Source organism: Pedococcus dokdonensis, from assembly GCF_900104525.1.
Classification (GTDB): Bacteria; Actinomycetota; Actinomycetes; order Actinomycetales; family Dermatophilaceae; genus Pedococcus; species Pedococcus dokdonensis.
In genome coordinates this window covers 324,873-350,344 of sequence record NZ_LT629711.1, presented here as the reverse complement: position 1 = coordinate 350,344, position 25,472 = coordinate 324,873, and the positions used below count along the sequence as shown (strand labels likewise).

At 70.3% G+C, this 25,472-nt stretch carries 21 protein-coding genes and 2 tRNA genes; 4 read left to right on the top strand and 19 right to left on the bottom strand.

Annotated features, from left to right (window positions below):
• Positions 1-20: 20 nt before the first annotated feature.
• The 4 genes from murA to leuC form a co-directional block, all read right to left on the bottom strand.
• Positions 21-1,337, bottom strand: coding sequence for a UDP-N-acetylglucosamine 1-carboxyvinyltransferase (murA, locus tag BLQ34_RS01720; protein ID WP_091780638.1), 1,317 nt, complete (start codon positions 1,335-1,337; stop codon positions 21-23).
• Positions 1,338-1,412: 75 nt separating this feature from the next.
• Positions 1,413-2,135 (bottom strand): HU family DNA-binding protein, encoded by a 723-nt coding sequence (locus tag BLQ34_RS01715; protein WP_091780634.1) that lies wholly within the window; start codon positions 2,133-2,135, stop codon positions 1,413-1,415.
• Between the two features lie 393 nt (positions 2,136-2,528).
• The gene (leuD, locus tag BLQ34_RS01710; protein ID WP_091780631.1) at positions 2,529-3,122 is read right to left on the bottom strand and encodes a 3-isopropylmalate dehydratase small subunit; all 594 of its coding nucleotides are present in this window, start codon (positions 3,120-3,122) and stop codon (positions 2,529-2,531) included.
• A complete protein-coding gene (gene leuC / locus BLQ34_RS01705) occupies positions 3,122-4,540 on the bottom strand; it encodes a 3-isopropylmalate dehydratase large subunit (RefSeq protein ID WP_197674820.1) in 1,419 nt (472 codons plus the stop codon). The genes leuD and leuC overlap by 1 nt, the downstream gene beginning before the upstream one ends.
• A 152-nt stretch (positions 4,541-4,692) precedes the next feature.
• Between leuC and BLQ34_RS01700 the strand changes: the two genes are divergently transcribed.
• Positions 4,693-5,436, top strand: coding sequence for an IclR family transcriptional regulator (locus BLQ34_RS01700; protein ID WP_056922488.1), 744 nt, complete (start codon positions 4,693-4,695; stop codon positions 5,434-5,436).
• Positions 5,437-5,618: 182 nt separating this feature from the next.
• Here the strand turns inward: BLQ34_RS01700 and BLQ34_RS01695 are convergent.
• The 5 genes from BLQ34_RS01695 to BLQ34_RS01675 form a co-directional block, all read right to left on the bottom strand.
• Positions 5,619-5,694 (bottom strand) — tRNA-Glu (locus tag BLQ34_RS01695).
• Between the two features lie 108 nt (positions 5,695-5,802).
• Positions 5,803-5,874: transfer RNA gene (locus BLQ34_RS01690), tRNA-Gln, on the bottom strand.
• Positions 5,875-5,997: 123 nt separating this feature from the next.
• Complete coding sequence (gene gltX / locus BLQ34_RS01685) at positions 5,998-7,521, bottom strand: glutamate--tRNA ligase (protein ID WP_091780623.1); 1,524 nt, start codon at positions 7,519-7,521, stop codon at positions 5,998-6,000.
• A gap of 71 nt (positions 7,522-7,592) precedes the next feature.
• Positions 7,593-8,369, bottom strand: a complete 777-nt coding sequence (locus BLQ34_RS01680; protein WP_091780620.1) for a fumarylacetoacetate hydrolase family protein — start codon at positions 8,367-8,369, stop codon at positions 7,593-7,595.
• A gap of 38 nt (positions 8,370-8,407) precedes the next feature.
• Positions 8,408-9,361 carry a GlxA family transcriptional regulator gene (locus tag BLQ34_RS01675; protein ID WP_091780617.1) on the bottom strand — a complete coding sequence of 318 codons (954 nt, stop codon included), beginning with the start codon at positions 9,359-9,361 and terminating at the stop codon, positions 8,408-8,410.
• 82 nt (positions 9,362-9,443) lie between these two features.
• On the opposite strand from BLQ34_RS01675, the gene BLQ34_RS18645 reads away from it, so the two are divergent.
• Both BLQ34_RS18645 and BLQ34_RS01670 read left to right on the top strand, forming a co-directional pair.
• Positions 9,444-9,620, top strand: coding sequence for a hypothetical protein (locus tag BLQ34_RS18645; protein ID WP_157692849.1), 177 nt, complete (start codon positions 9,444-9,446; stop codon positions 9,618-9,620).
• Positions 9,621-9,792: 172 nt separating this feature from the next.
• A complete protein-coding gene (locus BLQ34_RS01670) occupies positions 9,793-10,737 on the top strand; it encodes a 3-methyladenine DNA glycosylase (protein WP_091780615.1) in 945 nt (314 codons plus the stop codon).
• Here BLQ34_RS01670 and BLQ34_RS01665 read toward each other — a convergent pair.
• Positions 10,665-11,387, bottom strand: coding sequence for a PadR family transcriptional regulator (locus BLQ34_RS01665; protein WP_197674754.1), 723 nt, complete (start codon positions 11,385-11,387; stop codon positions 10,665-10,667). The genes BLQ34_RS01670 and BLQ34_RS01665 overlap by 73 nt on opposite strands.
• 456 nt (positions 11,388-11,843) lie before the next feature.
• Between BLQ34_RS01665 and argG the strand changes: the two genes are divergently transcribed.
• Positions 11,844-13,262: an argininosuccinate synthase gene (gene argG, locus BLQ34_RS01660; RefSeq protein WP_091780612.1), complete on the top strand. Its 1,419-nt coding sequence runs from the start codon at positions 11,844-11,846 to the stop codon at positions 13,260-13,262.
• Positions 13,263-13,572: 310 nt separating this feature from the next.
• Here argG and cimA read toward each other — a convergent pair whose 3' ends face one another.
• The 9 genes from cimA to BLQ34_RS01615 all read right to left on the bottom strand — a co-directional run bounded on the left by cimA (position 13,573) and on the right by BLQ34_RS01615 (position 25,467).
• Complete coding sequence (cimA, locus tag BLQ34_RS01655; protein ID WP_091780609.1) at positions 13,573-15,153, bottom strand: citramalate synthase; 1,581 nt, start codon at positions 15,151-15,153, stop codon at positions 13,573-13,575.
• Between the two features lie 204 nt (positions 15,154-15,357).
• A complete protein-coding gene (locus tag BLQ34_RS01650) occupies positions 15,358-16,134 on the bottom strand; it encodes a gamma-glutamyl-gamma-aminobutyrate hydrolase family protein (RefSeq protein ID WP_091780607.1) in 777 nt (258 codons plus the stop codon).
• A 7-nt stretch (positions 16,135-16,141) separates the two neighbouring features.
• On the bottom strand, positions 16,142-16,909 hold the full coding sequence (locus BLQ34_RS01645) for a 3-oxoacyl-ACP reductase (protein ID WP_091780604.1): 768 nt from the start codon (positions 16,907-16,909) through the stop codon (positions 16,142-16,144).
• A gap of 16 nt (positions 16,910-16,925) precedes the next feature.
• Positions 16,926-18,308, bottom strand: a complete 1,383-nt coding sequence (locus tag BLQ34_RS01640; RefSeq protein WP_091780601.1) for an aldehyde dehydrogenase family protein — start codon at positions 18,306-18,308, stop codon at positions 16,926-16,928.
• Complete coding sequence (locus tag BLQ34_RS01635) at positions 18,305-19,672, bottom strand: glutamine synthetase family protein (protein WP_091780599.1); 1,368 nt, start codon at positions 19,670-19,672, stop codon at positions 18,305-18,307. Before BLQ34_RS01635 ends, BLQ34_RS01640 begins: the two co-directional genes overlap by 4 nt.
• Before the next feature lie 58 nt (positions 19,673-19,730).
• Entirely contained in the window at positions 19,731-20,459 is a 729-nt protein-coding gene (locus tag BLQ34_RS01630) for a FadR/GntR family transcriptional regulator (RefSeq protein ID WP_269457312.1), read from the bottom strand.
• A gap of 54 nt (positions 20,460-20,513) precedes the next feature.
• The gene (locus tag BLQ34_RS01625) at positions 20,514-22,976 is read right to left on the bottom strand and encodes a GcvT family protein (protein ID WP_091780596.1); all 2,463 of its coding nucleotides are present in this window, start codon (positions 22,974-22,976) and stop codon (positions 20,514-20,516) included.
• Positions 22,973-23,878, bottom strand: a complete 906-nt coding sequence (locus tag BLQ34_RS01620) for a choline/ethanolamine kinase family protein (RefSeq protein WP_091780592.1) — start codon at positions 23,876-23,878, stop codon at positions 22,973-22,975. The genes BLQ34_RS01625 and BLQ34_RS01620 overlap by 4 nt, the downstream gene beginning before the upstream one ends.
• On the bottom strand, positions 23,875-25,467 hold the full coding sequence (locus BLQ34_RS01615; RefSeq protein ID WP_091780590.1) for an amino acid permease: 1,593 nt from the start codon (positions 25,465-25,467) through the stop codon (positions 23,875-23,877). Before BLQ34_RS01615 ends, BLQ34_RS01620 begins: the two co-directional genes overlap by 4 nt.
• Positions 25,468-25,472: the final 5 nt, after the last annotated feature.

The following is a 25,472-nucleotide window of genomic DNA, read 5'->3' as shown; positions in this document are numbered from 1 at the left end:
CCGGTCGGGCCCGTGCGGGCTCAGCCGACCTCGTAGTCGGCACCCAGGGAGTCGAGCTTGTCGGAGAACCGCTCGTAGCCGCGGTAGATCAGCTCGATCCCGTGCACCTTCGACTGCCCCTCGGCAGCGAGCGCGGCGATGAGGTAGCTGAAGCCGCCGCGCAGGTCGGGCACGGTGATCTCGGCGCCCTTGAGGGGGGTCGGCCCGGAGATGACGGCACTGTGCTGGAAGTTGGCCCGCCCGAACCGGCAGGGTGAGCCGCCGAGGCACTCACGGTAGATCTGGATGTGGGCGCCCATCTCGCCGAGCGCCTCGGTGAAGCCCAGCCGGTTCTCGTAGACGGTCTCGTGGACGATGGACAGGCCGGTGGTCTGGGTGAGGGCGACCACCAGCGGTTGCTGCCAGTCGGTCATGAAACCGGGGTGCACGTCGGTCTCGAGCACGAGGGAGTTCAGCGGCTTGCCGGCGTGCCAGAACCGGATGCCTTCGTCGTCGATGTCGAAGTCACCCCCGATCTTCCGGTACACGTTGAGGAACGGCATCATCGCGAGCTGCTGCGCACCCCTGACGTAGACGTCACCCTTGGTCGCGAGCGCCGCACAGGCCCACGACCCGGCCTCGATCCGGTCGGGGATGGCGAGGTGGTCGTAGCCGCCGAGCCGGTCCACGCCCTCGATCTTGATGACGCGGTCGGTCTCGACGCTGATGATGGCGCCCATCTTCTGGAGCACCGCGATGAGGTCGAGGATCTCGGGCTCGACCGCGGCGTTGCGCAGCTCGGTGACGCCCTGGGCGCGCACGGCGGTGAGCAGGACCTGCTCGGTGGCGCCGACACTCGGGTAGGGCAGCTTGATCCGCGTGCCGCGCAGCCCCTCGGGTGCGGTGAGACGCAGCCCCTCGGGGCGCTTCTGGACGTCGGCACCGAACTGCCGCAGGACGTCGAGGTGGTAGTTGATCGGGCGCTCGCCGATCCGGCACCCCCCGAGGTCGGGGATGAACGCCTCGCCGAGGCGGTGCAGCAACGGACCACACAGCAGCACCGGCACCCGCGAGGAGCCCGCGTGTGCGTCGATGTCGGCCACGTGCGCCTGCTCGACATTCGTCGGGTCGAGCAACAGCTCGCCGTCGCGGTCGGTCGAGTCGATCTTCACGCCGTGCAGCTCGAGAAGTCCCGAGACGATCTTCACGTCGGAGATCTCCGGCACCCCACGGAGCCGGCAGGGCGCCTCGGCGAGCAGGGCCGCCACCATGGCCTTCGACACCAGGTTCTTGGCGCCCCTGACCTCGAGGTCGCCGACCAGGGGCACGCCGCCGTTCACGGTGAGGATGTTTGCCATGGGCCAAGCATCCCGCACACGTCAGGAGGCCGACACCCCGAGGGGGTGCCGGCCTCCGTGATCGTGCTGCGTGGCTCAGGCCTTCTTGGCTGCGCGCTTGGTCGCGGCCTTCTTGGCCGGTGCCGCCTTCTTGGCGGGAGCGGCCTTCTTGGCCGGTGCCGTCTTCTTCGCAGTGGCCTTCTTGGCCGGTGCGGCCTTCTTCGCGGGTGCCGCCTTCTTGGCCGGTGCCGCCTTCTTCACGACCGCCTTCTTGGCCGGTGCGGCCTTCTTCGCGGGTGCCGCCTTCTTGGCCGGTGCCGTCTTCTTCGCAGTGGCCTTCTTGGCCGGTGCGGCCTTCTTCGCGGGTGCCGCCTTCTTCGCGGGTGCGGCCTTCTTGGCGGGTGCGGCCTTCTTGGCGGGTGCGGCCTTCTTGGCCGGTGCCGCCTTCTTGGCGGGCGCGGCCTTCTTCGCTCCGGCCGCAGCGGCCTTCGTGGCGGTGCCCGCAGCGGCCCGGGCGCCTGCGACGGCGGCCTTGGGCAGCGAGCGCGGGTTCTTCACGACGTCCTTGAACGCCGAGCCGGCCCGGAACTTCGGCACCACGGTCTTCTTGATCTTCACGCTGGCACCGGTGCGCGGGTTGCGGCCGGTACGGGCTGCGCGGGCGGCCTGCTCGAACGTTCCGAAGCCGGTGATGGCGACGCTGCCGCCCTTGGCCACCTCGCGGATGATCACGTCCACGACGGCCGTCAGTGCATCGCTGGCGGCCTTGCGGCTGCCGAGGCGACTCTCCAGCTCCTTGATCAGTTCTGCCTTGTTCACGTCTTCCCCTCCACAGGGTTGGTGACGTCGGACCCCTTAGTCCGACTAGGTGAGCGGCCGAGCCGATGCCCGACTTGGGTCCGACGTTAGGGCGCTTGCGCGTGCGAGTCCACCATCTCGGGCCCCGATCTGTTGTGTCGCAACGGATTGCGGGACCGCTGGGTCGCTCCTGGCCGCCACTGACCGCGCAGCGCACAGGCCGCCTGGCGACGTCACCGACCAGACGCGAACGTGCGAAACCCGTTGGCAGTCAACGTCATTCGTTTGGCGGCTGCCCCGACGGATCGGGCCCGGGAAGCGTCACGGCCCCTGCGACGCTGCGCCAGGGGCCGTGCCGGTGGCTGCCGGACGGTGACTTTCGGTAATTTCCCCTGCTTCGGCGCGCCGCGCCGCTCAGGCCACCGTCGTGGAGGGCTTGTAGGCCGGTCGGTGGGCTTCGAACTCCGTCACGTCCTGCTCGTGGCGAAGGGTCAGGCTGATGTCGTCGAGTCCCTCGAGCAGCCGCCAACGGGTGTAGTCGTCGACCTCGAACGGCGCGACGATGTCACCGGCCGTCACCGTCCGGGAGACGAGGTCGACGGTGACCGAGGCACCTGGTTCGTTCTCGAGGTACTTCCAGATCAGCTCGATGTCGTCCTGGGCCACCTGCGCGGTGAGCAGCCCCTGCTTGCCGCTGTTGCCACGGAAGATGTCGGCGAACCGCGACGACAGGACGACCCGGAACCCGTAGTCCATCAACGCCCAGACCGCGTGCTCGCGGGACGAGCCCGTCCCGAAGTCCGCGCCGGCGACGAGGACCGACCCGGCGGCATACGAGGGGTTGTTGAGGATGAACGTGTCGTCCCTGCGCCAGGCCGCGAACAAGCCGTCCTCGAACCCGGTGCGAGTGACCCGCTTGAGGTAGACGGCGGGGATGATCTGGTCGGTGTCGACGTTGCTGCGGCGCAGCGGCACCCCGACGCCGGTGTGGGTGGTGAAGGCGTCCATCAGTGGCTCCCCTCGGAGGTGGCGTCGACGAGATCGGCCGGGCTCGACAGCGTGCCGCGCAGCGCGGTCGCCGCGGCGACCAGCGGGCTGACCAGGTGGGTGCGACCGCCCTTGCCCTGGCGGCCCTCGAAGTTGCGGTTCGACGTGGAGGCGCTGCGCTCGCCGGGGGCCAGCTGGTCGGGGTTCATGCCCAGGCACATCGAGCAGCCGGGCAGCCGCCACTCGGCACCCGCCGCGGTGAAGACCTGGTCGAGGCCCTCCTCCTCGGCCTGCAGGCGGACGCGCGCGGAGCCGGGCACCACGAGCATGCGCACCCCGTCGGCGACCTTGCGGCCCTTCACGACCTCGGCGGCGGCGCGCAGGTCCTCGATGCGGCCGTTGGTGCAGGAACCGACGAACACCGTGTCGACCCGGATCTCACGCAGCGGGGTGCCTGCGGTCAGCCCCATGTAGTCGAGGGCGTGCTGGGCGGCAGCCTTCTCGTTGTCGTCGCCCATCGTCTCGGGGTCGGGCACGGACTCGCCGAGGGGCAGGCCCTGCCCGGGGTTGGTGCCCCAGGTGACGAACGGTGTGAGCGTGGTCGCGTCGAGGTCGACCTCGAGGTCGAAGACCGCGTCGTCGTCGCTGCGCAAGGTGCTCCAGTCGGCGATGGCCGCGTCCCAGTCGGCGCCGGTCGGCGCGTGCTCGCGCCCCTGGAGGTAGTCGAAGGTGGTCTGGTCGGGCGCGACCATGCCGGCGCGGGCGCCGGCCTCGATCGACATGTTGCACACCGTCATCCGGCCCTCCATCGAGAGGGCGCGGATCGCGCTGCCGCGGTACTCCAGGACGTAGCCCTGCCCTCCCCCGGTGCCGATCTTGGCGATGACGGCGAGGGTGATGTCCTTGGCGGTCACGCCCGGCTGGAGCTCGCCCTCGACGTTGACGGCCATCGTCTTGAACGGCTTGAGCGGCAGCGTCTGGGTCGCCAGCACGTGCTCGACCTCGGACGTGCCGATGCCGAAGGCCAGCGCCCCGAAGGCGCCGTGCGTCGAGGTGTGGGAGTCGCCGCAGACGATGGTCATCCCGGGCTGGGTCAGCCCGCGCTGCGGACCGACCACGTGGACGATGCCCTGCTCGGCGTCACCCATCGGGAAGAGCCGGACGCCGAACTCCTCGCAGTTGCGGCGGAGGGTGTCGACCTGGGTCTTGCTCACCAGGTCGGTAATCGGACCCGGAGTGGTCGGGACGTTGTGGTCCTCGGTGGCGAGGGTGAGGTCGGGTCGACGCACCTGCCGACCCGCGAGCCGCAGCCCGTCGAAGGCCTGCGGGGAGGTCACCTCGTGGATCAGGTGGAGGTCGATGTAGAGCAGGTCCGGCTCGCCCTCGGCGCGCCGCACGACGTGCGCATCCCAGACCTTCTCGGCCAGCGTTCCCGACACGTCTTCCACCTTCTTGTCCTGGTTGCGGCCCATCTCGGGCGCGGCTTGGCCGTGCCCTGTCGTGAGCACGGCGTTGTGCTGCAGTCCGAGGTTCGCACGCTGGACACGCCCACGGATTTGCGTCTCATCGAATGAGACGTCAATATCATCCCATGGACACAACCAGTGGAGTCGGCGTTCTCGACAAGGCAGCCATCGTCCTGGGCGCCCTGGAGGCCGGTCCGTCGACCCTCGCCCAGCTGGTCACCGCGACCGGACTGGCCCGCCCCACGGCCCACCGGCTGGCCGTGGCCCTCGAGCACCACCGCCTCGTCACGCGTGACCTGCAGGGCCGGTTCGTGCTCGGCCCGCGGCTCGCCGAGCTGGCCGCCGCCGCGGGCGAGGACCGCCTCCTCGCCGCCGCCGGGCCGGTGCTCGGCGCGCTGCGCGACCACACCAACGAGAGCGCACAGCTGTTCCGCCGCCAGGGCGACCACCGCATCTGCGTGTCGGCAGCCGAGCGCCCGGTCGGGCTGCGCGACTCGATCCCGATCGGCGCGACCCTGTCGATGCTGGCGGGGTCGGCCGCCCAGGTGCTGCTCGCCTGGGAGGAGCCCGACCGGCTGCACCGCGGCCTGCACGGCGCGAAGTTCACGGCGACGACGTTGTCCGGCGTCCGCCGCCGCGGCTGGGCCCAGAGCGTCGGTGAGCGCGAGGCCGGCGTCGCCTCGGTGTCCGCACCCGTGCGCGGGCCGTCGGGCCGCGTGGTGGCCGCCGTGTCCATCTCCGGCCCGATCGAGCGCCTCTCGCGCCAGCCCGGGCGGCTGCACGCGGCCACCGTGATCGCGGGCGCCAACAAGCTCACCGAGGTCCTGGCCCGCCACCACGCGCAGCAGCAGCAGCAGAACCACGCCTGAGCGGCCCGCAGGGCCCCCACACGACGAGGGTATCCGGCGTGGCCGACCCGGCCACGCGGCATACCCGTGCGTGGCGAGGAGCACGTGAGCAGCTCGGCCCGCCAGGTCGCCGCCACTCGGCCCGGACACGGGCCACAGCCCGGACATGAGCGAAGCCCCCGTCCGTGGACGGAGGCTTCTGCTGGTAGCCCCGACGGGATTCGAACCCGCGCTACCGCCTTGAGAGGGCGGCGTGCTAGGCCGCTACACAACGGGGCCCTAGCTGGTTGCTCGTGCACTTCGCAGTGTCCGGGCAGCGGAGAGAACCATACCGGCAGGTGGTGGATTTCTCCGAATCGGCGTGTGCCACAAGGGCTTGCGCCTGAGCTGGGGTACCAGGACTCGAACCTAGAATGACGGTACCAGAAACCGTAGTGTTGCCAATTACACCATACCCCAAGGGGGTATCACTTCCAGCGCGCCCGGAGGCCTTCATGGGAGTGAACCGAGACGCGATACTACCGGCCCCCCGGTCACGTTCCCAAATCGGCCGTCAGGCGCCCCACCGGGTCGGCGAGATCCTCAGGCGAGCTGGTCGGCGAGCCGGTGCAGCCGCGCCAGCGTGGACGTCTTGCCGAGGATCTCCATCGACTCGAACAGCGGCGGGCTGATCCGCTGGCCGGACACCGCGGTGCGCAGCGGTCCGAACGCGAACTTGGGCTTGATCCCCATGTCCTCGACGATCGCCGCGCGCAGTGCGGCCTCGATCGCCGCAGCGGTCCACCCGGTCTCGGAGCCCAGCACCCCCGACCTGGTGTCGTCGACGTCCTCCAGCGCCCGGGTCGCGGCGGCGAGCACCGCACCCGAGTCGTCCTTCAGCTGGGCGCGGGCGTCCTCGGCCACCTCGATCTCGTCGTCGCCGACGAAGAAGGGCCGCACCAGGGCTGTCGCCTCGGTGAGCAGCACCATGCGGGTCTGGATCAGCTCGGTGACCTTCCGCAGCCGGGCGAGCTGCCCGAGGCTGGGGTTGTCGTCGAGGACCCCGTCGGCCTCGAGGAACGGCAGCAGCCGCGAAGCCAGCTCGCCCACGTCGAGCCCGCGGACATGGACGCCGTTGAGCCAGTCGAGCTTCTTGAGGTCGAAGATCGGCCCGACCGGGTTGACCTTGCGCCAGTCGAAGTCCTTGCTGAAGTCGTCGAAGGTGAAGACCTCGACGTCCTCGCCGTCTGCCCCTTCCTTCGGCGGGTAGGCAAGCAGCGCAAGGAAGTTGACCAGCGCCTCAGGCAGGTAGCCCTGCTCCTTGAACCAGGTCAGACGGGCGGCGGGGTTCTTGCGCTTGGAGATCTTGGACTTGTCGGCGTTGCGGAGCAGTGGCATGTGGGCGAAGGCCGGCGGCTCGAGCCCGAGGTCCTTGTAGAGCTGGATGTGCTTGGGGGTGCTGGAGATCCACTCTTCGCCACGCACCACGTGGGTGATGCCCATCTCGTGGTCGTCGACGACGACGGCGAGGTGGTAGGTCGGGAAACCGTCACCCTTGAGGATGACCTGGTCGTCCGGACGTGGGGCCGAGACCCGGCCGCGGATCAGGTCGTCGAAGCTCAGCTCGACGTCGTCGGGGATGAGCATCCGCACGACGGGCGTCTCGTTGAAGCCGGGCAGCTCGGCGCGCTCCTCGCGGGTCTTGCCGTGGCACAGCCGGTCGTAGCCGGTGGGCTGCTTGAGCTTCTGCTGCATCTCGCGCATCTCGGTGAGCCGCTCGGTCGAGCACCAGCAGTGGTAGGCGCGACCGTCGGCCAGCAGCCGCTCGACGTAGGGGCGGTAGGTGTCGAGCCGCTCGGACTGGCGGTAGGGGGCGAACGGCCCACCGACGTCCGGGCCTTCGTCCCACTGCAGCCCCAGCCAGTGCAGCGTCTCGAAGACCTGCGCCTCGCTGTCCTCGCGGAAGCGTGCCCGGTCGGTGTCCTCGATGCGCAGCACGAACGACCCGCCCTGCTGTCGCGCGAAGGCCAGGTTGAACAGCGACATGTAGGCGGTGCCGACGTGCGGGTCGCCGGTGGGCGACGGCGCGACGCGGAGACGGGGTGCGGAGCTGGGGTTCTCGGTCATGGTGCCCCGATTCTAGGGACCACGCCGAGGGGCGAGGTATGCCGCGTGGCCGGCCACGCGGCATACCCGCCTCAGCGGCGCACGAAGGTGTTGGTGAGCGTGCCGATGCCCTCGATCTCGACGTCGACCCGCTGCCCCGGCTCGACCAGGCCGACGCCGGCCGGGGTGCCGGTGAGGATCACGTCACCAGGCAGGAGGGTGAAGGCGGCACTGACGTAGGACACCAGCGTCTCCACGTCGAAGATCATGTCGGCGGTCCGGCCGTCCTGACGGGTCTCGCCGTCGATCCGGCTCTGGATGCGCAGGTCCGACACGTCGAGGTCGGTGCTGATCCAAGGACCGAGCGGCTTCGAGGTGTCGAAGCCCTTGGCCCTGGCCCACTGTCCGTCGCCGCGCTGCCAGTCGCGGGCGGTCACGTCGTTGGCGCAGGTGTAGCCGTAGACGACCTCGGGGACCCTCTCCCGGGGCACGTCCTTGGCGATCCTCCCGATGACGACGGCGAGCTCGCCCTCGTAGGAGATCTCCTCGGAGCCGGAGGGCATGACGATCGGGTCGCCGGGGCCGACGACCGCGGTGTTGGGGACGAGGAACATCATCGGTTGCTCCGGTGCCTCGCCACCCATCTCCCTGGCGTGGTCGGCGTAGTTGCGACCGATGCCGATCACCTTGCTGCGCGGGATGACCGGCGCGAGCAGCCGGGCGTCCTCCAACGGCACGGTCTCACCGGTGAGCACCACTGGCTGGTAGAGCGGGTCACCCTGCACCTGGGCGATGACCTCGCGCCCCGGCTCCCCCTCGACGATGCCGTATGCCGGGTCCTCACCAGTGGTGTATCTCGCGATGCGCACCCGTTGACCCTATCCGGCACCGGAGCGGGCAGGTTGCCTCAGGCGCGGGAGAACTCGCGACGGTAGCGCTGCGGTGAGGTGCCGACGACGGTCTGGAAGTGGGTGCGCAGCAGGGCCGCTGAACCAAAGCCGCTGTGCGAGGCCACCGACTCCACCGGCAGGTCGGTCGACTCGAGCAGCTCACGTGCCCGGAGCACCCGCTGCTGCACGATCCACTTGTGCGGCGTGGTGCCGGTCTCGGCGACGAACCGTCGAGCGAACGTGCGCTCGGACATCATCGCGAGGCGCGCGAGGTCGGGCACCGTGTGAGGAGCGTCGAGGTTCTCGGCGATGTGGTTGAGGACCGGCTGCATGCTCTCGCAGTCCGTCTCGGGCACGGGCGCCTCGACGTACTGCCGCTGACCACCGTCACGCTGAGGTGGCACCACCATGCGCCGGGCGATGCGGGTGGCGACGGTCGACCCGAGCTCGCGACGCACGATGTGCAGGACGGCGTCGATGCCGGCGGCGGTGCCTGCGCCGGTCACGATCTGGCCCTGGTCGAGGTAGAGGACGTCCATGGAGACCTGGGTGCGCGGGAACCGTGCGGCGAACTGCTCGGCGTAGCGCCAGTGCGTCACGGCGGTCAGGCCGTCGAGCAGCCCCGTCTCCCCCAGGACGAAGGCCCCGGTGCAGATCGAGAGGATGGTGGCCCCGCGGGCGTGCGCGCCACGGATGACGTCGAGCAGCTCCTCGGGGTAGGTGTCACGGACGCCTCCCGCGGGCATGACCACGAGGTCGGCTTCGAGCGCGTCCTGCCACTGGTGGGTGGGAGTGAGGGCGCCGCCACTGGTCGTGGGCACGGGGACGCCGGCGGTCTCGCCGCACATCATGAACGTGAACGGCGGCACGCCGTCGTCGGTGCGGTCGAGCCCGAAGACCTCGCACGCGATGGCGGTCTCGAACATGGCGACGGGATCGGTGACGAGCGCAGCGACGGTGGAAAGGGCCATGTCACGAGTATGGCAGAAAACTTGTTGCCCGCGTCATTTTTGCCACTCGTGTCTGGAATCAGTTGGGCGCATGATTACAGACATGGAAATCATCGTTCTCATCGCCTTCGTCACTGCTCTGGTCTTCGCTCTCGAGCGTCACCACCGCCGCACCTGGTCACTCCCCCACGCACCGCACGGAGTCGACTCAACCATCGCCTTCAGCGACCTCGACCACGACTGGGACCGCGTCCTGCACGACGCCACCGCCCGCGCGTGACCGCCGGTCCACCCACCGCCTGCCCACCCCTTCACCACGCAACACGGCAGTTGCGTCACCTTTCGACCAGATGTAGCTGGGCGGAACGCGACGCAACTGCCGTGTTGCCAGGGTCGTCGGGGACACCGGCAGGGTCGGGGCCACCGGCGGGGACCGCCTAGCCTTGGTGCCCATGGCGGCCACGATCCTCGACCAGCCGGCGTGGCAGGCCCTGGAAGCCGCCCACGCCGACCGGGTCGACGACCTCACGGCCGGCCACCGGTCCAGGCGCCAGGTCGGGACACCACACCCGGTCGAGGACTTCCTCTTCACCTACTACCCGTTCAAGCCGTCGCAACTGCGGCGGTGGCACCCGGGACCCGATGTGGTCCTTGCCGGCGCCGCCGCACTCGACCGCGGGTCGTGGCGGTTCTACACCCACGACGGACACGGGGGCAGCCGGCTCGACACCACGGCATACCTCGCCGCGCGCGGTTCCACCGTCGACTTCGTGCGGCGGCTCGTGTCGGCGACCAGGGAGCGCCCGGCCCAGCTGGGCTGCTTCGGGCTGCACGAGTGGGCGATGGTCTACCGCCAGTCCCCCGACGACGTGCGGCACGCCGCGTGGCCGCTGCGCCTCGGCGCGGACGGCACCGACCAGGTGGTCGACGGACTCCAGATCCGATGCACCCACTTCGACGCGTTCCGGTTCTACACGCCGCCCGCGCGGCCGCTCAACCTCCTGCAGCCCACCCGCGCCGACCAGGTCGCGGTCGAGCAGCCGGGCTGCCTGCACGCCGGCATGGACCTCTACAAGTGGTGCATGAAGCTGGCGCCCGCGGTACCGAGCAGCCTGGTGCTGGACTGCTTCACGCTCGCCCGGGAGATCCGCGAGCTCGACATGCGCGCCTCGCCGTACGACCTCAGCGCCCTGGGACATGACCCCGTCGCCATCGAGACACCTCAGGGACGGGCCGAGTATGCCGCCGCGCAGCGCGACTTCGCCGCGCGCGGACAGGGCCTGCGGGAGCGACTCCTGCAGGCCCTGGACGCGGTGACGGGTGACTACTCGACGGAGTCCGTCGAGCGCGCGTCGGTGCTCCCGGAGCCGGTCTCGTCCTCCGCCAGGATGCGGTAGAGCGAGCGCCGGGCGTCGGCGAGCACCTGCTGGGCCGCCTCGATCTGGGCCGGCTGGCCGGCCACCACGACCTGCTCGACGGCGACCACGAGCTGGCCGAGCTCGCGGCGCATCTCGCGGAATCCACGACGGGGGGTGGTCGCGTCGGCGAAGGCCTGGGCGAGCTCGTCGCCGTGGGCCTCGGCGTAGGCGCGGCCGTCGTCGGTGAGGGCGAAGACCTTGCGGCGCGCGTCCTGGTCGGACTCGTCCGGGGCGATCAGGCCCTCTTCCTCGAGCGCCCGCAGGGCCGGGTAGACCGACCCGGGGCCGGGCGACCACGAGCCCTCCGATCGCTCGGCGACGGCGGTGATGATGGCGTAGCCGTTCATCGGCTCCTCGGCGAGCAGCGCGAGGACGGCCCGGCGGACGTCACCGCGGCGACCGCGGCGCGGGCCTCGACCGTCACCGCGGGGACCGCGGCCCTCGCCGAGGCCCGGACCGAAGCCCGGTCCGAAGCCCGGACCGAAGCCCGGTCCGAAGCCGGCGCCGCGTCCGCGACGCGCTCCCCCGTGGTGAGCGTGGCCGGGTTGGCCGTCCTGCCCGCGGTTGCGGCCGGGGTGGCCACCGCGGCGTGGGTGGGACATCTGGATGTTCAGGTTCATGCGGTTCATGGGTTTCTCCTACGAAACTCGTGGGTGCGGGGGCCGTCACCCTGACGGGCGGCTCTCTCTCGCACGGTCGACTTGCTGTCGTCGATATATCGAATGATGCACTCATCGATATATCGATGTCAAGTCCGCGATCCCACTTCTGGCCGCGGGTGCTCCATCCGCGGCCCCGGCACCGCCTCCAGTGCGGCACCAGGGGCCAGAAGTGCGGAGGGGGGCGTCCGCAATCCCACTTCTGGCCGCAGGTGCTCCATCCGGGGCCCCGGCACCGCCTCCAGTGCGGCACCAGGGGCCAGAAGTGCGGAGGGGGCGTCCGCGATCCCACTTCTGGCCGCAGGTGCCCCATCCGGGACCCCGGCACCCCCTCCCGTGCGGCACCAGGGGCCAGAAGTGCGGAGGGGGTAGCCACGGGGCGGACCCGTGCGCGCCGTCGTCGGGCGGCCCGTAGGCTGACCTACCGTGTCGAAAGTTCTGACGTCCCTGCCTGTTGGAGAACGTGTCGGGATCGCCTTCTCGGGCGGTCTGGACACCTCTGTTGCCGTTGCCTGGATGCGGGAGAAGGGTGCGATCCCGTGCACCTACACCGCCGACCTGGGCCAGTACGACGAGCCCGAGATCGACACGGTCCCCGACCGTGCCGGGGCCTACGGCGCCGAGCTGGCGCGCCTCGTCGACTGCCGGTCCGCCCTGGTCGAGGAAGGGCTCTCCGCGATCGCGTGCGGTGCGTTCCACATCCGCAGCGGCGGCAAGACCTACTTCAACACCACTCCCCTGGGCCGCGCGGTCACGGGCACCCTGCTGGTCCGCGCCATGAAGGACGACGGCGTCGACATCTGGGGTGACGGCTCGACCTTCAAGGGCAACGACATCGAGCGGTTCTACCGCTACGGCCTGCTCGCCAACCCCGCCCTGCGCATCTACAAGCCGTGGCTCGACGCCGACTTCGTCACCGAGCTCGGCGGACGCACCGAGATGTCCGAGTGGCTGCAGGCCCGCGACCTTCCCTACCGCGCCAGCACCGAGAAGGCCTACTCGACCGACGCCAACATCTGGGGCGCCACCCACGAGGCCAAGACGCTCGAGTTCCTCAACGAGAGCATGGAGATCGTCGACCCCATCATGGGCGTGCCCTTCTGGGACGAGTCCGTGGCCATCGCGACCGAGGACGTGACGGTCCGCTTCGAGCAGGGTCGCCCGGTCGCCATCAACGGCACGGTGTTCCCCGACGCCGTCGCGCTCGTCGACGAGGCGAACGCCATCGGCGGCCGGCACGGCCTCGGCATGTCCGACCAGATCGAGAACCGCATCATCGAGGCCAAGAGCCGCGGCATCTACGAGGCACCCGGCCTCGCCCTCCTCTGGATCACCTACGAGCGGTTGCTCAACGCGATCCACAACGAGGACACCATCGCCAACTACCACGCCGAGGGCCGGCGGCTCGGCCGACTCCTGTACGAGGGTCGCTGGCTAGACCCCCAGTCCCTGATGCTGCGCGAGTCGCTCCAGCGCTGGGTCGCCTCCGCCGTCACCGGCGAGGTCACCCTGCGGCTGCGCCGCGGCGACGACTACTCGATCATCGACACCACCGGGCCGGCCTTCAGCTACCACCCCGAGAAGCTCTCGATGGAGCGCACCGAGGGCGCGGCCTTCGGCCCCGTCGACCGCATCGGCCAGTTGACCATGCGCAACCTCGACATCGCAGACTCACGGGCCAAGCTCGAGCTGTATGCCGCGCAGGGCCAGCTGGTCGCGCGACACCAGGACCTCGTGGGCGACCTGGAGCCCGGTGGAGCCAAGGCGATCTCGGCCAACCCGCGCGCCGAGGACGGCGAGGACGACGCCCTGGACCGGGCGGCGATGGAGGCCGGCACCGACTGACGGCACCAGGTCAGGCCCCCCGCCCTGATGCGGGGACGTGACCCGCGTCAGGTAACTGGATCTCATGCGTCTCGTACGCATGGCGACCTTCCCGGGCCCCCGAGTGCGAGACCGCAGGGCGCTCCACCGAGCGCTTCCCGGGGCATCCCGGTCCCGCCCCGGTGGTGTCGGCGCCGACACCTCGCCAGACGACGCAGCGGCCCAGGGCATTGCGCGCGTCGTGACGTTTCTTGCCAGTCACTCTCCGAACACGCGGGTATGCCGCGTGGCTCGGCCACGCGGCATACCGAAAGTGCTTGCGGTGCAGGCGCTACCGGACGGGCACCCCGGCGCGGACCAGGCCGTAGGTGACACCGTCGACGAGGGCCTGCCACGACGCCTCGATGATGTTTCCGGCGACCCCGATGGTCTCCCACGACGTGGAGCCGTCGGAGGTCTCGATCAGCACGCGGGTCACCGCGTCGGTGCCGTGGGCCGCGTCGAGGATGCGCACCCGGAAGTCGATCAGCTCCAGCTTGTCGAGCTCGGGGTAGGCCGGCGCGAGCGCCCGACGCAGGGCGTGGTCGAGGGCGTTCACGGGGCCGTTGCCCTCGCCGGTCGCCACCACGCGCTCACCGCCGGCCAGCACCTTCACCGTCGCCTCCGACAGGGCGTCCTCGCCGCCGCGGGCGTCGGTGATGACCCGCCACGACTCCACGTCGAAGAAGTCGTAGCCGCCACCCTCGACCTCCCGGCGCAGTAGCAGCTCGAACGACGCGTCGGCCGCATCGAACGTGTAGCCGCGCAGCTCGAGAGCCTTGACCCGGGCCAGCACGCGGGTCAGCAGCTCGTTGTCTCCGGACAGGTCGTAGCCGAGCTCACGACCCTTGAGCTCGATGCTCGCGCGACCGGCCATGTCGGACACCAGCATCCGCATGTCGTTGCCCACGTGCTGGGGGTCGGTGTGCTGGTAGAGGTCGGGGTCGACCTTGATCGCACTGGCATGCAGGCCGGCCTTGTGCGCGAACGCGCTCGCACCGACATACGGCTGGCGCGAGTAGGGCGGCACGTTGGTGATCTCGCTGATCGAGTGGGCGATGCGGGTGGCCTCGCGCAGCCGGTCGGACTCGACCAACGGCAGCCCGCGCTTGATCTGGAGGTTGCTGACGACGGTGAGCAGGTCGGCGTTGCCAGTGCGCTCGCCGTACCCGTTGATGGTGCCCTGCACGTGGGTCGCACCCGCGTCGACGGCGGCCATCGAGTTGGCCACGGCGCAACCGGTGTCGTTGTGGCAGTGGATCCCCACCCTGGCCGACGTCGAGGTCACGGCGTCGGCGACGACCTCGGCGACCTGGTCGGGCAGCATCCCGCCGTTGGTGTCGCACAGGGCGACCACCTCGGCGCCCGACTCCATCGCCGCCCGCACGACCTCCAACGTGTAGTCGCGGTCGGCGGCATACCCGTCGAAGAAGTGCTCGGCGTCGAGGAAGACGCGGCGGCCCTCCCCCGCGAGGAACGACACGGTGTCGCGCACCATGGCGAGGTTCTCGTCGCGGGTGGTGCGCAGCGCCGACTCGACGTGGCGCACGTGCGACTTGGCCACGAGGGTCACGACCGGCGCCTGGCTGTCGAGCAGGGCGCGCACCAGCGGGTCGTCGGCCGCGCGACCGCCGACCCGCCTGGTGGCGCCGAACGCAGCGAGGGTGGCGTTGCGCAGCCGGAGCTCGGTCGCGGCGCGGGCGAAGAACTCGGTGTCCTTCGGGTTCGCGCCCGGCCAGCCTCCCTCGATGAACCCCACACCGAGCTCGTCGAGGTGCATGGCGATGGCGAGCTTGTCCGACACCGAGAGGTTGAGGCCCTCCTGCTGCGCGCCGTCGCGCAGGGTGGTGTCGTAGACGTGCAGGTCGCTCATCGTCAGTCCGTTCGTCGGTCGCTCGGTCGTCGCAGGGTCGAAGGTCCCGCTGTCATTGTCCCCATGTCGCGTCCTGACGGGCTCGGGGTGTGTCCCGCCAAAACAAAAGACCCCCCGGGTGCGGGAGGTCTGCGCGACGAGGAGCTCTCGTCGCGCTAGGCGATAATGACGGTGGCGGTGGCCACGGGGCGGGGCATCACGCGATCACTCTGACAGGTCGGGTCCACCACCTGAACCCCGGGTCCGCATCGTGGTCAGCGAGGCGCTGCGGTGCTCGCGCGCCGCCGCCACCAGCGCCTCGAAGAGCCGCGGGTCGTCGCCGACCTCGGGGTGCCACTGCACGCCCAGCCGAAACCGTGCGTCCGGGTCCTCCATCGCCTCGAGGGTGCCGTCGGGCGCCCAGGCCGAGGGCTGGTAGCCGGGGTGGGTGAGCACCGACTGGTGGTGGTAGCTCGGCACGTCGGCCTCGTCGCCGAGCAGGTCGGCGAGCCGGGTGCCCGGGACCGTCGTCACGCCGTGGTGGCCGTAGACCGCCACCTCGGGCGAGTGGTCGAGGTGGCCCACCCGGTCGGGGACGTGCTGTTCGAGAGTGCCACCCGCGGCCACCGCCATGACCTGCATGCCCCGGCAGATCCCGAGCAGCGGGAGGTCGGCCTCGGCCGCCGCCCGCGCCAGTGCCACCTCCATCGCGTCACGGTCGTGCCGCGCCTCCTGCACGTCGGGGTGCCGGTCGGCCGCGGCGTACAGCCCGGGGTCGACATCGGCACCGCCGGCGATCACGAGCCCGTCGAGCCGGGACACCACCTCCCGGGCGATCTCGTCGTCGGCGTCGCCGCGCGGCGGGATGACCAGGATGGTGCCACCCGCCTCCTCCACCTGGCGGACGTAGTCGTGCGGCAGGACGACGCTCGGCACGTCCTTCCAGTCGCCCCGCGTGGCCGGCTCGACGTAGCAGGTGATCCCGATCAGCGGACGCGTCACGTGGACCTCAGAGAGGTGTGACGTAGGCGCCGGAGATCCCGCCGTCGACGAGGAAGGTCGAGGCGGTCATGAAGCTCGACTCGTCGGAGGCCAGGAACAGCACCGCGTTGGCCATCTCCTCCGGCTCCCCGAAGCGCCCCATCGGCACGTGCACGAGCCGACGGGCCGCCCGCTCCTCGTCCTTGGCGAACAGCTCCTTGAGCAGCGGGGTGTTGACCGGTCCCGGGCACAGCGCGTTGACGCGCACCCCCTCCCGCGCGAACTGCACGCCGAGCTCGCGCGTCATCGAGAGCACGCCGCCCTTGCTGGCGCTGTAAGAGATCTGCGAGGTCGCCGCTCCCATCACCGCGACGAAGGACGCGGTGTTGATGATGGAACCCGACTTCTGCTCGAGCATGTAGGGCAGGGCGGCCTTGCAGCAGAGGTAGACGCTCGTGAGGTTGACCTCCTGCACCCGGCGCCAGGCGTCGAGGTCGGTGTCGAGGATGGAGTCGTCCTCGGGCGGGCTGATACCGGCGTTGTTGAACGCGATGTCGAGCCGTCCGAACTTCTCCTTGGCCGTCGCGAACAGCCGGTCGACGTCGTCCTTGTCGGCGACGTCGCAGTGCACGTAGGCACCGCCGAGCTCCTCGGCCAGTGCCTCACCCGCAGAGTCGTCGAGGTCGCCGATGACGACCTTGGCACCCTCCTCGGCGAACCTGCGGACCGTCGCCAGTCCGATGCCTGAGCACCCACCGGTGACGACCGCGACCTTGCCCTCGAGCCTGCCTGCCATGTGTTGTCCTCTCGGGTCAGTTGGTCTCAGTGGAGATGAACACGTTCTTGACGTCGGTGAACGCGTCCAGCGCGTCCGGTCCGAGCTCGCGGCCGATCCCGGACTGCTTGAAACCACCGAACGGGGTGGAGTAGCGCACGCTGCTGTGCGAGTTGACGGACAGGTTGCCCGCCTCGACACCCCGCGCGACGCGCAGGGCGCGGCCCACGTCGTTGGTCCAGATCGACCCCGACAGCCCGTAGGCCGTGTCGTTGGCCTTGGCGACCGCGTCGGCCTCGTCGTCGAACGGCATGACGGCCACGACGGGTCCGAAGACCTCCTCCTGCCAGACCCGGTCGGTCGTCGACCGGGGCAGGACGACGGTGGCGGGGTACCAGAAACCGTCACCCGTCGGCGCCTCGCCGCGGAACGCGACGTCCACGTCCTCGGTCGCGTCCTCGACGTAGGACCGCACGGTGTCTCGCTGCCCAGCGCTGATCAGCGGTCCCATCTCGGTGGCGTCGTCCCCGGGGTCGGCCACGACGACGCCCTTCACGGCCGGCTCCAACAGCTCCATGAAGCGGTCGAAGACGCTGCGCTGCACCAGGATCCGGCTGCGGGCGCAGCAGTCCTGGCCGGCGTTGTCGAACACCCCGTAGGGCGCGGTTGCCGCGGCCTTCTCGAGGTCGCTGTCGGCGAAGACGATGTTGGCGCTCTTGCCACCGAGCTCGAGGGTGATCCGCTTGACCTGGTCGGCTGCCCCGCGCATGATCCGCTGCCCCACGGCAGTCGACCCGGTGAAGCAGACCTTGCGCACCGAGGGATGGCTCACGAAGCGCTCGCCGACGACCGATCCCTTGCCCGGGATGATGGTGAAGACGCCTTCAGGGATCCCCGCCTCCAGTGCGAGCTCACCCAGCCGAATCGCGGTCAGCGGGGTCAGCTCGGCCGGCTTCAGCACGACGGTGTTGCCCGCGGCCAGCGCGGGCGCGAAGCCCCAGCCGGCGATGGGCATGGGGAAATTCCAGGGCACGATGATCCCCACCGTGCCGAGCGGCTCCTTGAAGGTGACGTCGAGGCCACCTGCCACGGGGATCTGCCGACCGAACAGGCGCTCGGGAGCGGCCGAGTAGTAGGTGAGCACGTCGCGGACGTTGCCCGCCTCCCAGCGGGCGTTGGCGATGGTGTGACCGGAGTTGGCGACCTCGAGCTGGGCGAGCTCCTCGAGGTGCGCGTCGACCTGGTCGGCGAACCTGCGCAACAGGCGACCGCGATCCGCCGGTGCGACCGCCCGCCAGGCCGGCCCGGCCGCCTCGGCAGCCGCGATCGCCGCATCGGTCTCGTCGACGTCGGCGAGGGACACCTGGGTGACCACCTGTTCGGTGGCCGGGTTGACCACCTCGTGCAGCGAAGTGCTCACAGGCGCTCGAACCCCCTGACCCGCTCCCAGTCCGTCACCGCTGCGTTGAACGCGGTGAGCTCGACCTCCGCCGCGTGGGCGTAGTGGTCGACGACGTCGTCACCGAAGGCTGCCCGTGCGAAGTCCGAGGCCGCGAACAGGTCGCGGGCCTCGGCCAGCGTCGAGGGCACCCGGTCCTTGTCGGACGCGTAGGCGTTGCCCTCGAAGGCCGGCTCGAGCTCGATCTCCTCGCGGATGCCGTGCAGCCCCGATGCCAGCATCCCCGCGACGGCCAGGTAGGGGTTCACGTCACCGCCGGGGACGCGGTTCTCGACCCGCAGGCCCGCGCCGTGACCGACCACCCGCAGCGCGCAGGTCCGGTTGTCGGTGCCCCACGCGATCGCTGTCGGCGCGAACGACCCCGGCTGGAACCTCTTGTAGGAGTTGACGTTCGGGGCGTAGAGCAGGGTCAGCTCGCGCAGCCGGGTCTGGATGCCCGCGACGAAGTGCTCGAAGACCGCGCTGCGACCGCCCTCACGCTCGTCGTCGGCGAAAACGATGCCACCGTCCGTGCCGCGCAGCGACAGGTGGATGTGGCACGAGTTGCCCTCACGCTCGTCGAACTTGGCCATGAAGGTCAGCGACTGCCCGTGTCGGGCGGCCAGCTCCTTGGCGGCGTTCTTGTAGACGACGTGGTTGTCGCAGGTGCGCACGACCTCGTCGTAGAGGAACGCGATCTCGTGCTGACCGAGGTTGCACTCCCCCTTGGCGCTCTCGACGGTGACGCCCGCCGCATACATCTCGTTGCGGATGTCGCGCAGCAGCGGCTCCACGCGCGTGCCGCCCAGGATGGAGTAGTCGACGTTGTAGCGGTTCGCGCCGGTGAGTCCCTGGTAGCGGCGGTCCCAGGCCTGGTCGAAGGAGTCCTCGAAGACGATGAACTCCAGCTCGGTGCCGGTGAACCCGGCGAGCCCCAGCTCCGCGGCGGCCTCGACCTGTGCCTTGAGCACCGACCTCGGCGACTCCCGCACGAGCCCGCTGCCGTCCAGCCAGGACAGGTCGCACTGCACGGTGGCCGAGTAGGGCTGCCCAGGGGTGCGGCGCAAGGTGGCCAGGTCGAGGTCGAACATCATGTCGCCGTAGCCGCGTTCCCACGAGCTGATGGCGTAGCCGTCGACGGTGTTCATGTCGACGTCGACGGCGAGCAGGTAGTTGCACCCCTCGGTGCCGTGCCCGAGCACCGTGTCGAGGAAGAACTGCGCGTGGATCCGCTTGCCCTGCAAGCGACCCTGCATGTCGGTGAAGGCCACGATGACCGTGTCGACGGTGCCTGCGGCGATGTCGGCCCGGAGCTGCTCGACGGTGAGCTGCGGTGGTGCGGTCATGCGCGTCTCCTGGTCTGTGGTGGCGTCGTGCAGGGTGGGGTCCTCAGGGGTGGCGCGGTCATCCGATCAGCCCCCTCAACAGGGCGGCGGTGGCGTCGCAGTGCTCCTCCATCGCCTCGCGGGCCCGCGCGTCGTCGCCGTCGAGGATCGCCCGGACGACGGCGTCGTGCTGGTCGTTGGAGTGCGCGATGTTGGTGGGGAGCACCGGGATCGCGGACAGCAGCTCGGAGAGGGCGGCCTGCGCCCGCGTGACCGCCTCGATGAGCATCGGCGAGCCCGACAGGGTGGCCACCGCGAGGTGGAACCGGCTGTCGGCCAGGCGGTGGGCGGCGTTGTCGGGGGCTTCGCGCGCCGCCCTGGCGGACTCGACGAGCCAGGCCCGCTGGTCGGCGGCGAGGGCCTTGGTGGCTGCCACTGCGGCGGCGCCCGGCTCGACCACCCGGCGGAAGTCCATGGCGTCCGCGAGCGCAGCGCCGGTGCGCACGGGTGCGCCGGCGCGGCTGCCCGGTTCGGCACCGGCGTAGGTCACCACGCTGCCGCCGCCGCGACCACGGCGGGTGGTGACCAGTCCGGAGTCGCGCAGGGCGGCGATCGCCTCGCGGAGGGTGCTGCGGCTGACGCCGAGGCGGTCGGCGAGCTCGCGCTCGGGGGGCAGCTGTTCACCATCGGTGAAGACACCCAGCCGGATCGCGGTCGCGAGCTGCTCGACGGTCGCCTCGAAGGCGTTGCCGGACGCCGGCCGGAGGACCACGTGCGGCAGCGACATCCTCGGCTGGGCGGCGCTCACCGTCCGATCCAATACCCCCGGTCGGTCGGCGTCAATGGTCTGAGATAGAACCATTTAAGACGTCTCCCGACCGAGCTTGCGGCCCCCCGGGTCGAACGGCGGGCGCAGCGACACGTCGACCGCGAACCGCTGTCCCGCGAGGTCGACCTCCCACTCCCCGGAGTCGAGCCAATCCTTGTCGGCGGTGCCGCCGTCGCGGTCCCCGACGAGCGCCAGCCCCACCGCTGAGCCGACGGTGGCGCCCCACGCCGCGCTGGTCACCTGCCCGGCCGGCACGCCGTCGCGGAGCACCAGCTCCCCACCCCACAGGTATGCCGCCGGGTCGCCGACCACGAACGACACCACCCGCCGCGCGGGCGGGGTGCCGCGGGTGGCCTCGACGGCAGAGCGACCGAGGAAGTCGACGTCACCGCGCAGCTTGCAGGCGAAGGTCAGTCCGGCTGCCACCGGTCCCGTGTCGGTCGTGAGCTCGCGAGCGAAGGCGCGGTATCCCTTTTCGAGCCGCATCGCCTCGATGGCGTAGTAGCCGGCTGGCACGACGCCGAGGTCGGCCCCGGCCCGGAACAGGTCCAGGTAGACGGACCGCGCCAGCTCGGTCGGCACGTAGAGCTCCCAGCCCAGCTCCCCCACGTAGGTGATCCGGGTAGCCCGCACGAGGACCTCTCCGAGCACGACCTCGCGGCTGGTGCCGAACCGGAAGGACGCGTCGTCGAACCTGTCGTCACCCAAGGCCTCCAACAGCTCTCGTGAGCGTGGGCCCATGACCCCGAACACGGCATACGAGCCAGTGACGTCGACGACGCCGAGGCGGGCGTCCTCGGGTACGTGGCGACGGATCCAGTCGAGGTCGCGCACGGTGGTCGCGGCGCTGCTCACGAGGAAGAAGTCCGTCGCCGAGGTGCGCGTCACCGTCAGGTCGGCCTCGTAGGTGCCACGCGAGTTGAGCAGCGCCGTGTAGACCGCCCGCCCGACCGGGACGTCGACGTCCGCGGAGCACAGCCACTGCAGGGCACGCAACGAGTCGGGGCCGGTGACGACGTACTTGGAGAAGGACGTCTGGTCGAAGACCGCGACCGCCTCGCGGGTGGCGCGCTGCTCGGCGACGCACCAGTCCACCCACCGGGGCCGCTCCCAGCTGTAGTCCAGGACCGGCTCGACTCCGGCCGGGGCGAACACGTTGGCCCGCTCCCAGGCGTTGCGGCTGCCGAGGCAGGCGCCCTGCTCGACCAGCAGGTCATGGACCGGTGAAAGCCGTTGCGGCCGTGCGGACTCCAGCTCGCGATTGGGCCACGGCACGGCGTAGTGCAGGCCCAGCACCTCGCCGACCCGAGCCCGCAACCACGCGTTGCTCCCCGCGAGCGGTGAGAACCGGCGCAGGTCGACACCGATCAGGTCGGACGTCGGCTCGCCCTCTACGACCCACTCCGCCAGCGCGCGACCGGCGCCACCGGCCGACGCGATCCCCACCGAGTTGAAGCCCGCGCCCACGAAGAACCCCGGCAGCTCGGGCGCCTCGCCGAGGAGGAACTGGTTGTCGGGGGTGAAGCTCTCGGGACCGTTGTAGAACTTGCGGATCCCGGTCTCCGCGAGCACCGGGATCCGGTGCACCGCACTGTCCATCAGGATCTCGAAGTGCTCCCAGTCCTCGTCGAGCAATGCGAACTCGAAGGGGTAGGGAATCCGGTCTGGCGAGACCCACGGCTTGGCGACCGGCTCGAAGCCGCCGACCAGCAGCCCACCGACCTCCTCCTTGACGTAGGTGTAGCCATCCGGGTCGCGCAGGATCGGCAGGTCGCGGTGGACGCCGGCCACCTGGTCGGTGACGACGTAGAAGTGCTCGGCCGAGTGCAGTGGCACGGTCACCCCTGCCAGTGCACCGACGGCCTTGGCCCACTGCCCCGCGCAGTTGACGACCACCTCGGCCTCGATGTCGCCGAGGTCGGTGGTCACGCCGGCGACCCGCCCGCGATGAGACCTCACCCCGGTGACGCGCACCCGCTCGAGGATCGTCGCGCCGCCCATCCGGGCGCCCTTGGCCAGCGACTGGGTGAGGTCCGTCGGGTTGGCGCGACCGTCACCGGGCAACCAGATGGCGCCGACCACGTCGTCGACCTGGATCAGCGGATAGCGGTCCTGCGCCTGCTGTGGGGTCAGCAGCTCGCACTCGAGGTCGTAGGCCGCGGCGCTGGCGACCGTGCGCCGCAGCTGCACCATCCGCTCGGGGGTGCGGGCCACCGTGAGACCGCCGCAGACGCGGTAGCCGGTGGTCAGCCCGGTCTCGTCCTCGAGCCGCGCGTAGAGGTCGGTGGAGTACTGCACCAGCCGGGTGCCCGCCTCGCTGGCCCGCAGCTGCCCGACGAGGCCGGCCGCGTGCCAGGTGGTCCCGCACGAGAGAGTGCCCTGCTCCAGCACCACGACGTCGGTCCACCCGAGCCTGGTGAGGTGGTAGGCCACGCTGCAACCGATCACCCCACCGCCGATGACCACGACGCGAGCGCGGCCGGGGACCGTCGTCACGGGGCCGCGCCGGCCGCGTCGAGCAGCTCGTCCAGTCGCGGGCTGGTCAGCAGCAGTCGCGCCAGCTCGTGGCGCTCCTGCGCGAAGTCCCAGAAGTCGTGGGCGACATCCGAGGCACCGTGCTGGATCACGCCCCACAACGTCCACGCCCACCGACCAGCCAGGCCCCACAGCTCGGCCCGGGCGAGCAGCCGGGCCGTGACCACGCCGTGGTAGGCCTCGACCAGCTCCGCCAGGTGGTCGTGGCCGAGCTGTGACTCGTTGACGAGGTTGCCGAGCTCGAAGGACGCCTCGTTCATCCCCGAGTACTCGTAGTCGATGAACCGCAGGTCTCCCCCGTCGTCGATCACGTTCGCGGCCAGCAGGTCGTTGTGGCACGGCACCAGCCGTTCGGGGTGGGCCCGCAGGGCCGCCTCGACCCGCGCCGCGTTCGGAGCCAGCGCGTCGTAGCCGGCGGGCACGGCATACCCGCGCTCGTCGACGATGCGCTGGTAGCCCCGCTGCACCTCGAACATGTCGAACCGCGAGGCGAACGGTGGCCCGGCGTGCAGCCGCCGCGCCGTGGCAGCGATGCGCGGCAGGTTGGCCGCGACGTCAGCGGCGGTGTAGGTGCGCCCCGGCAGGAACTCGACGACGAGCACCCCCTCGCCCTGCAGGTACTCCACGACCGGCGCCCCGACGCCGACCGAGGCGGCGACGCAGCTGTTGCGCCACTCGTGCTCGCGGTCGATGGCCAGCAGCTCGGTGCCTGGTGGCGAGATCCGCACGACGACATCGTGTGTCGCCGTCCGGACCCTGTGGTTGTGGTTGGTCAACCCGCCCGGCAGCTCGGTGACCTCGAGCGGCCGCCCCAGTCGGGGCAGCCGCTCGAGCGCCTCCTCCAGCGTCAGGCCGTGGGTCACTCCCCGAAGGCCTCGACCACGTCCTTGTCGATGGTGTGCTTCGGTCCGGTGAACCAGTTCTTCGCCGAGACCTGCCACCAGATCCAGAGGATGACCAGGGAGCCGATGGTGAGGATCGGTGCGTAGTTGACGAACTTCCAGTCGAAGTCGTCACTGAACGGCACCCCGGCCGGGACGAACGGCAGGATGAAGTAGATCGAGATGATGGCGATCTCGATGACCGCGAGGATGTTCATCCACTTGTACTTCGCGCCGTTGTTCCAGCCGCCCGGCTCGAACGCGTCGCCCATCCGCCAGCGCAGCCAGATCGGGATGAGGAACGCGAGGTAGAGGCCGATGACGGCCACCGAGACCACCGCGTAGAAGGCGACCGGGACGATCAACGGCGACTCGTCGGTGCCGACGTTGACCTCCTTGAGGGCCGGCAGCGTGATCAGCGCGGCCACGACCGCGACCAGCATCACGGCGTTGGCCGGGACCCGCGCCCCGGACAGCGACGACCAGAGCCGTGACCCCGGCACCGCGCCGTCACGGCTGAACGCGAACGTCATCCGCGACGCACTGGTCATGCACGACGTGGTGCAGAAGAACTGCCCGACGGCGGAGATCAGCAGGATGGTGCCGGCCCACTTGCTGTCCATCGCGTGGGTGAAGATGTAGGCGACGCCACCGCCGCCGACCCCTGCGTTGTCGGGCTTGCCGTCGTCACCGTTCGGCACCGCGAACAGGAAGCACACCAACAGGATCCAGCCGCCGATGGCGGAGTAGAAGATCGACTGCCAGATGCCCCTGGCCGCCGCCTTCGAGGCCGATGCGGTCTCCTCGGAGAGGTGGGCGGAGGCGTCGAACCCGGTGATCGTGTACTGGGTCAGCAGGAGGCCGAAGGGCAGCACCAGGAACCAGTACTTCAGCGAGCTGTTGCTGCCACCGCTGTAGCCGGAGTTGTTGAACCGCTCGGTGAAGACGTAGCTGAAGCTCTGGTGGTGGTCCGGGATGAAGATGAGCATCAGGATCACCACGGTCGCGCCGATGACGTGCCACCACACCGACACGTTGTTCATGATCGCCATCAGGTGCCCGCTGAAGATGTTGAGCACCGAGGCGAGCGCGAGCAGGATCACGAACAACCAGAACACCCGGGTGAGCGAGTAGCCGTCGGCGTAACCCTTCGAGAAGGTGGAGAGGGTCAGGTCGAGGAAGGTCGCGCAGCCGTAGGCGACCGAGGCGGTGACGGCGATCAGGCCGATCAGGTTGAGCCAGCCGGTGAAGAAGCCGGCTCGCGCGCCACCCATCTTGTTGGCCCACCAGTAGATCCCGCCCGAGGTCGGGTAGGCCGAGACCAGCTCGGACATGGTGAAGCCGATCAGGAGGATGAAGGCCGACACGATCGGCCAGCCCCACGAGATCGCCACCGGGCCACCGTTGTTGAACCCCTGGCCGAAGGTGGTGAAGCACCCGGCCAGGATCGAGATGATCGAGAACGAGATGGCGAAGTTGGAGAAACCGGACCAGGAGCGGTTCAGCTCCTGCTTGTAGCCGAGCTCGGCGAGCCGTCGCTCGTCGTCGGACAGTGATCGCACATCGGACACAGCAA